Origin of the sequence: Streptomyces nogalater (assembly GCF_039532885.1) — a bacterium.
In the GTDB taxonomy this organism is placed as follows: Bacteria; Actinomycetota; Actinomycetes; order Streptomycetales; family Streptomycetaceae; genus Streptomyces; species Streptomyces nogalater.
Genome location: NZ_BAAASM010000090.1, coordinates 1 through 6,463 on the forward strand (window position 1 = coordinate 1; position 6,463 = coordinate 6,463).

A 6,463-nucleotide genomic window follows, 5' to 3' on the forward strand; every position below is an offset into this window, starting at 1 on the left:
GGTATGGCCTGCGGCCCGTTGTCGGCGTGGTGGTGAGCCTGCGGCACACCGATCCCATTGATGGCGGAGAGGGCGGCGGGGTTGGCGGTGTTGGGGATGGGGTGGTGGCCCTGGCTGTTGGCGGGGCTGGTGCTCATGGGAGTCCCTTTCTCTGACAGGTAGCCACCGCTGACGCGATGGCCGGTTGCTGAGGGTGTAGGGGGTATCCGCACCACTCCCCCCGCGTGGCGTAGATCACATTTTTCGCATGGGGTTGGGAGGGGGGAGCGATGAGGTCCGTGCCTATGACCTCTCTGACGCAAGGGCAGAACGGGGGCCCGCTGGGGCTGGTGAGAGCTAGGAGCGGATGTTGCCGGATGGAACGTGCATGGGGCGCGAACCCCACCCCATGACCCAGGGCTCGCACATGCCGGCCGCAGATACGAACCAGGAACTACGCGCCCTGGAGGAGGCCCTCGCCGTCGAGGCGGGCGAGGACGCAGCGACGCGCTCCCGGCTTCTTGGCCAGGACGCCGCCCTTGTCGGGTTCCTGCGCCGCTCAGGTTTCGAAGGCGCCCACTACCAGCAGTTCATCGCTGAGTTGATGGCCTATGGCTGGCGAACGCTGAGCAGTTGGAGCGCGAATGGTCACATCTTCAAGCGCACCGCCCGTATGGGCCGGCCTGTGCCGCAATCCATGATGCTTGAGACGTGGGCGTACGAAGACCGCACCCAGGTCGTCACCGACACCGTCCTCAAGGGCAGCACCCTGTTCCGGGAACACGGCCTGGTCCGCGGTAAGTGGAGCCCCGACGGCGGAGCCAGTTTGACCACCTACTTCGTCGGCGCCGCCGTCCTCGCCTTCCGTCCCGTCTATATCCGCTGGTACAAAGCCCACCACCTCGGGCAGGCTGAACTCGACCACCACACGGCCGACACCGACGACGTCCTCTACGCCCAGCACGACATCCCCGACCAGCGCGCCACCGACCCCGCGCACGCCGCAGCCACGCGGGACCACATCAACCGCATGCGCCCGCTGCTGCCCGACGAGCAGCTGCGTGAGGCGCTGGCGTGGGTGACTCTGGGCTACACCCACGCCGAGGCGGCCGCCAAGGTCGGCCTGACGCCCAAGGCACTCGAGCGGCGCCTGGCCCGCGCCCGCACCAAGGTTGTGGCCAGTGGCCTGTACCAGGTCCGGCCGGGGGAGGGGGGAGCACGATGAGTGTTCACAAGGACGACACGATGCCTACCACCACCGCTGACAAGGAATTCGACGCCCTGATGGCCGCATCCAGCCTGCGCGCACCCCGTGTGCGAGCCCTGGACGAGCCCATCCCCGAGGAAGTCCAGCGGCAACTGCACGCCGCCGCAGTCGCAGACCCCGCCAGAACTCATCACGACCACGCCGTCGGCGAGCCGGACCATCAGCCGGCCGTGTCAGAGGACAGCGACGACAGCGAACGGAAGCGTCTCGACAACGCTCTCGACTACCAGCTCCTGGCCAGCAGGTTGATCTTGCTGCTGGGATTTCCCGCACGCGGCGACTGGCGCACGGCGCAGGCTCTTCTCCTTGACCCCAGCGGCAGCACCACACACGGCAGCCGATGCGAAGACGTCCTCAACACCGCACACACCGTGACGTCACTGCTGCGCGCCCGGACGCCATCGAAGCCCATGCTTCACACGCTACTCGACCGGCGACTGCGCGACCTGCTTTCCGCCTCCTGGCAGATCACAGCACCTGCGTTGCACTACGCCACCGGCACAAGCGAAGTGCGCACTGCGAGCACGCTGATGCACGAATGCATCTCAGCAGAATGGGCAAAACCTGCGGCATTCCTCATCGCTCACCGTGCACGTGCCTGCCGGCTCGCTAGCGCAGCGTCGGAACTCGAGCGTCAAGAGAAGCTCAGAGTCTTCGTGGAAATGGCCGACTGTGGCATCGTGAATCCACGAGAGTCCATCTGGAAGCTACGGGCGCAACCACGTGACCACTCTTTTACCGCTCATGCTGCGCGAATCCGGCTGCAGACATGGTCACGAGAAGAACTCTGGAGCCAAGTCCTTGAAGCCTCCCAGCGCGTTTCCAGTCTGTTGGATGCCGGGAAGGAAATTAATTCTTTTACCACGGTCACGCCCAGCGTCAGCCGCTGCGCCGACAGAAGTACCGGCGGGCATCATCGGATGCTCACGGCCCGCATGACCGAGCTGCTCCACCCGCCACATCTGTCACCTCTGTACGGACTGCGCCCGTGGCTGTCTGGTGGAAGAGAACCACAACCGGCGCACCCGCACACAGGCATCTGCCCCCATGAGGCCGGACATTGGCTCGTGTCCGGTGTGGCAGCCGGACGGCTGGCTGTTGACATGGCACACCCGCCGATCCTCCCTGAGCGAGAAGTGCCGGCGGGCATGCCGCGGCCAGGAGAAGCGCAACCAGACGCCGTGATGGACCAGACCTACCTTTTGGTGGCTGCCGACTTGGCGGTGGATCTGGACCCGGCGCACCGGCAGGCCATCCCAGCGCAGCCACCGCCTCTGCCAGACCTGGACGCCTACGCGCGGCGACCCGGCAGCACCCTGCTGCTGCCGAGGAAGATCGCAGACAGCATGCCCGGTTGCCGGCAGGAGGTACGGCAGACCGTCGCCACCGAATCCGGCGGTCAGCTCAAGCTGTGGAGGAGGAAAGAAGCTGACGGGCTGGAGCAGCACGCACAGCTTTGGATGCGCCTGCATGCCACGGAAGGAGACAAGGGGCAGCGTTTTCCCGCCCGGCTGGCCTACCGCACTACAGACCCGTATGCGATCACAGCTGTCTTCAATCACGGGACTGATGACGAAAGGGAATGGCTCTTCGCTCGCGAGTTGCTCGTCGATGGTCTCTATAAGAGCGTGGGCATCGGTGACGTCATCGTGTGGCCCTCAGCGGACGAAGTGAGTCCTCACTCACGCGTCTTCATCCGCCTGCGGTCCCCGGATGGCAGCGCGCTGCTGTCTGCGTCACGTGACGACATCCAGGCATTCCTCGAGGCTAGTCACCCGCTGACACAGGTCTCAACGGCGAGTTCCGAGACCTGTTCTCTGAAGGCCTGGGAACGTGAACTCGCCGAACTCTTCTGCCGCGAAGAGGACTAGATGACTAGGTCCGATGTGTTGGCCAGTGGTCGTAAGCGATCGGTGAGCGGATGATCGGTGTTCCTGTCTGCCGGTTCTGCCAGATGGCTGCGTTAAGGGCGGGGATGCGTTGTCCGGCGCGGGCCAGGAGCCGGCTGGGCTCCTGGCCCCGTGGCGTTTGAGGTCGAGCTGCCCCTTGAGGGTGTCGTTCACCGACTCGATCAGGTGCCGGACCGGCTTGAGGAGATGCTCACCCAGCTGCGGCTTGACCGTGGACGCCGCCCTTGACCCGAACCACGCGTTGTTCGAGGAACGCTTCGGCCCCTTTGCCGATGCCACCGTCCGGTCGGCCCGGCGATGGGATCCGGCCTGGGCCGCCCCGAACCTGCCGCGCCTCATGCCAGCCGGGTCGGCGCCGTCGCAGTCGCCCGGCCCCGACCAGCTCGGATACCAGCCGTGCCGGCCAAGCACACCGCGCCGGTGGTGCAGCCTGTGCGGTCCACGCGGCCGCGTCCGGTCCCTGGTCGTGGGAGGCGAGGCAGAGGGCTTGGCAGTGCAGATGCGCCTTTGCTCCGCCCAGCGGCGCTGCCGTTCGGCGGCGTCCCACAGATGGTCGAAGACCGTCGTGCGGTCCACGGTCGTCGGCCGTGGCACGACGGCGACCGGACTGGGCGCAGCCGCCCGCCGAGCGTCGTCGGCACCGTACCGGTCAGCCTCCAGGCCAGAGTGCGCGCGGTGTCCCGGATGTGCGCCCAACCGGCCTGCTGGGTGCGGTCCGCTGACATCGTCACCGAACCCGGCCGCCTCCCCGCTCCTCCTTCCACAAGCTGATGACGGCGGAAGTGGTGTGAAGCGCTGGGGCTGGCTTTCGAGCTGCGCTCCCGTCCTCGTCGACCACTTGCGGAATGTGGGCCTGAGGCACCGTACTGGGGGCCTGGGGCGTTCAGTGTTCGATCGGCCGTTGTGAGCGTCTGAGGTCATGCCGGGTCCGTCAGGTTGTGCAGGTCGTCGCGGACGAGGGAGTCGCGCTCGGCTGCGGTGAGCCAGCGGGCCCGGGAGCCGCGGTGGTCCTTCTCCACCCATAGGACGTCGTTGACGGTCTCGGCGACCGGGCGCAGGTGGCTGATGACTGCCAGCAGCTTGTCGGGGCCGACTTGGGTGCGCAGGACCTGCAGGGCGCTGTCGAGGGCGGCGGTGTCCAGGGTGCCGAAGCCTTCGTCGAGGAAGAGGCTCTCCAGGCGGGTTCCGCTGCGGCTGTGCATTTCCATCAGGGCGAGGGACAGGGCGAGGGAAGCCTGGAAGGTCTCGCCGCCGGAGAGGGTACGTGAGCTGCGGCGGTTATGGCTTGCGAGGTTGACGATGTCGAAATTGTCGGCGAAGCCCAGCCGTCCGCCGGACAGCTGCTGCAGCAGCTCGCTGCCGTGTGCGAGCAACGCGCGGGTCCGCAGGTCGGTGAGGTGACCGGGAAACTTCCCGTCCGTCAGATGTGCGGCCACGGTCTGCCATGCAGCCTTCTGGCGCTGCCCGGCGTCGATCGCGGCCATGAGGCGGTCCTTGTGCGGGATCTGGGAGAGGGCGTCCTGTTCTTCCCGCAGCGCGCGGGCGGCCTCGCTGCGGAGGGTTCCGGCCTGGCTGGTCAGGCCGTCCAGGAGTTCAGGGTCCAAGGGGTCCGTGCCAGGGGCGCTCAGCGCGGCGGCGATGCCCGGGTAGGCGCAGGCCAGTGCGTCGGCGTGAACGGCAAGCTGTGCGGCCAGGTCTGCCATGGCCGTCCGCGCGACGGTTTCGTGTTCGTCAAGGGATGCCAGCAGCCGCGTGGTGACCGTTTCCAGGGCGGCGGCGTACTCCTGCGTGGCTGTTGCGTCACCGGTGTCGTGAGGGCGGGGAAGTGTCGGGCGCTGCCCTTCCACGATCAGCTCGGCTGCGCTGCGTGCGCTGTCTGCCCACCGGTGCAGTCCGGCCTCCAGGCGGTGCAGGGGTTCGGTGACCTCACAGCGTCTGCGCTCGGCCAGCTTCTCCCGCTCGGCCAGCAGCGATTGCAGCAGCGTGCGCAGTTCCGTGTGCCGTTCGGCCAGTTCCTCGTGGCGGTCCTGTTTCTGCCGGACGGCCTGGGCGGCGGCCTCCAGGTCATGCGCCGTCGGGAGGTCGGGCTGCTGGGGCAGATGCGCGCGGATCGGCCCGGGCAGAGCGGACAGGCTTGTCAGGACACTGCGCCGCTCTTCCGTCAGACGGTGCTGGTCCTGCTGTGCTTGTGTGCGGCTGCGGTCCGCCGCGCGGGTGTCCGCCGTCAGCGACGCCCGCTCGGCGGCCAGGGTGGTCTCCGCCTGCGTCAGCTCGGCTCGACCGGCGGTGACCGTCTCCTGCAGCTGCGTGACCCGGTCGCGGGGCTCGCTGAGCAGAGCGTGCAGCGTCGCCTCCCGGTGGTCCGCCGGTGTGGCGGGGTCGGCGAGGGCGGAGAGTGCGGCCGCGGCGGTGTCCTCCATCTCCTTGGCATACGTTGCCGACTGGGGGTGAGCCGTCTGGGCTGCCAGTCGCAGAGCGTGCGCGTGCAGCGGGGGCAGGGCTGCCTGCAGCCGGTCAGCGGCCTGCTGCACCTCGCGCTGGTGCTCGATCAGGGCTGTTTGAAGCAGTTCGACCTCGTGGGTGTGACGGGTGTGCTCCCGCTCGGCGGCCGTCAGCGCGGCCGAGGCTGCCTCCACCGCCGTCTCCGCGTGCGCGAGGGCATCGGCGTCCTGGGGCTGCGGCGGCCGGTAATCGCGGGGAAGCGGCTGCGCACAGACAGGGCAGCCGTCCCCGGCGGCCAGGCCGCTGCCCGCCGTGTGCGCGGCCTCCCTGCGCCGGATGTCCTCCAGGATGCCCTGGGCACGGCGCAGCTCGGTCCGCGCCACGTCCGGCGTGTCGGCCGGGGGCGCCTGCAGCAGTGCGGTGAGCTTGTGATCGGTGGCGGCCTGGGCGGCCCGCTGCTGGGCCAGTGTGCCGGCTGCCTCGATGCCGGCGCGGATGGCGTCCGTCAGCATCTGCAGGGCCTCGCTGGCGTCGGCTGCCTCGTCCTCAGCATCGCGTACGCGGCTGCGCAGGGCGTCGGCTCGCCGGTCCTCCTCGTCCAGGTCGGCGGCGCGCCGGGCCAGCGCCTCCTCCTCGTCCTTCAGGTCGGCCAGGAGCTGGGCGTGCGCGCTTTCCTCTTCTTCGAGGGTGGCCAGCCGACGGGGCACGTCGCTGAGTACCTGGGCCGCCGCTGCCAGAGCCGCGGCGGCCAGCCCCGCGGAGGCCGCCTCGTTCTGCAGGGCGGTGACCGTTTCGAGGTCGGCTTGGGCGGTGGTCTCGGCTGCGGCGTTTTCGCCCTCTAGACGCTGTAGTTCGGCTTGGGCCT

General features: G+C 68.6%; 3 protein-coding genes and 1 pseudogene. 2 read left to right on the forward strand and 2 right to left on the reverse strand.

Annotated features, from left to right (window positions below):
- Positions 1 to 367: 367 nt before the first annotated feature.
- Positions 368 to 1,204, forward strand: a complete 837-nt coding sequence (locus ABD350_RS37655; protein WP_344353945.1) for an RNA polymerase sigma factor — start codon at positions 368 to 370, stop codon at positions 1,202 to 1,204.
- A 20-nt stretch (positions 1,205 to 1,224) separates the two neighbouring features.
- Positions 1,225 to 3,117, forward strand: coding sequence for an SsgA family sporulation/cell division regulator (locus ABD350_RS37660; RefSeq protein WP_344353947.1), 1,893 nt, complete (start codon positions 1,225 to 1,227; stop codon positions 3,115 to 3,117).
- A 4-nt stretch (positions 3,118 to 3,121) separates the two neighbouring features.
- Here ABD350_RS37660 and ABD350_RS38140 read toward each other — a convergent pair.
- Both ABD350_RS38140 and ABD350_RS37665 read right to left on the reverse strand, forming a co-directional pair.
- Positions 3,122 to 3,354, reverse strand: a pseudogene (locus ABD350_RS38140) (IS982 family transposase); the annotation flags it as partial.
- A gap of 719 nt (positions 3,355 to 4,073) precedes the next feature.
- Positions 4,074 to 6,463 (reverse strand): SbcC/MukB-like Walker B domain-containing protein (locus ABD350_RS37665; RefSeq protein ID WP_344353949.1); only part of this gene is annotated, 2,390 nt, incomplete at its 5' end.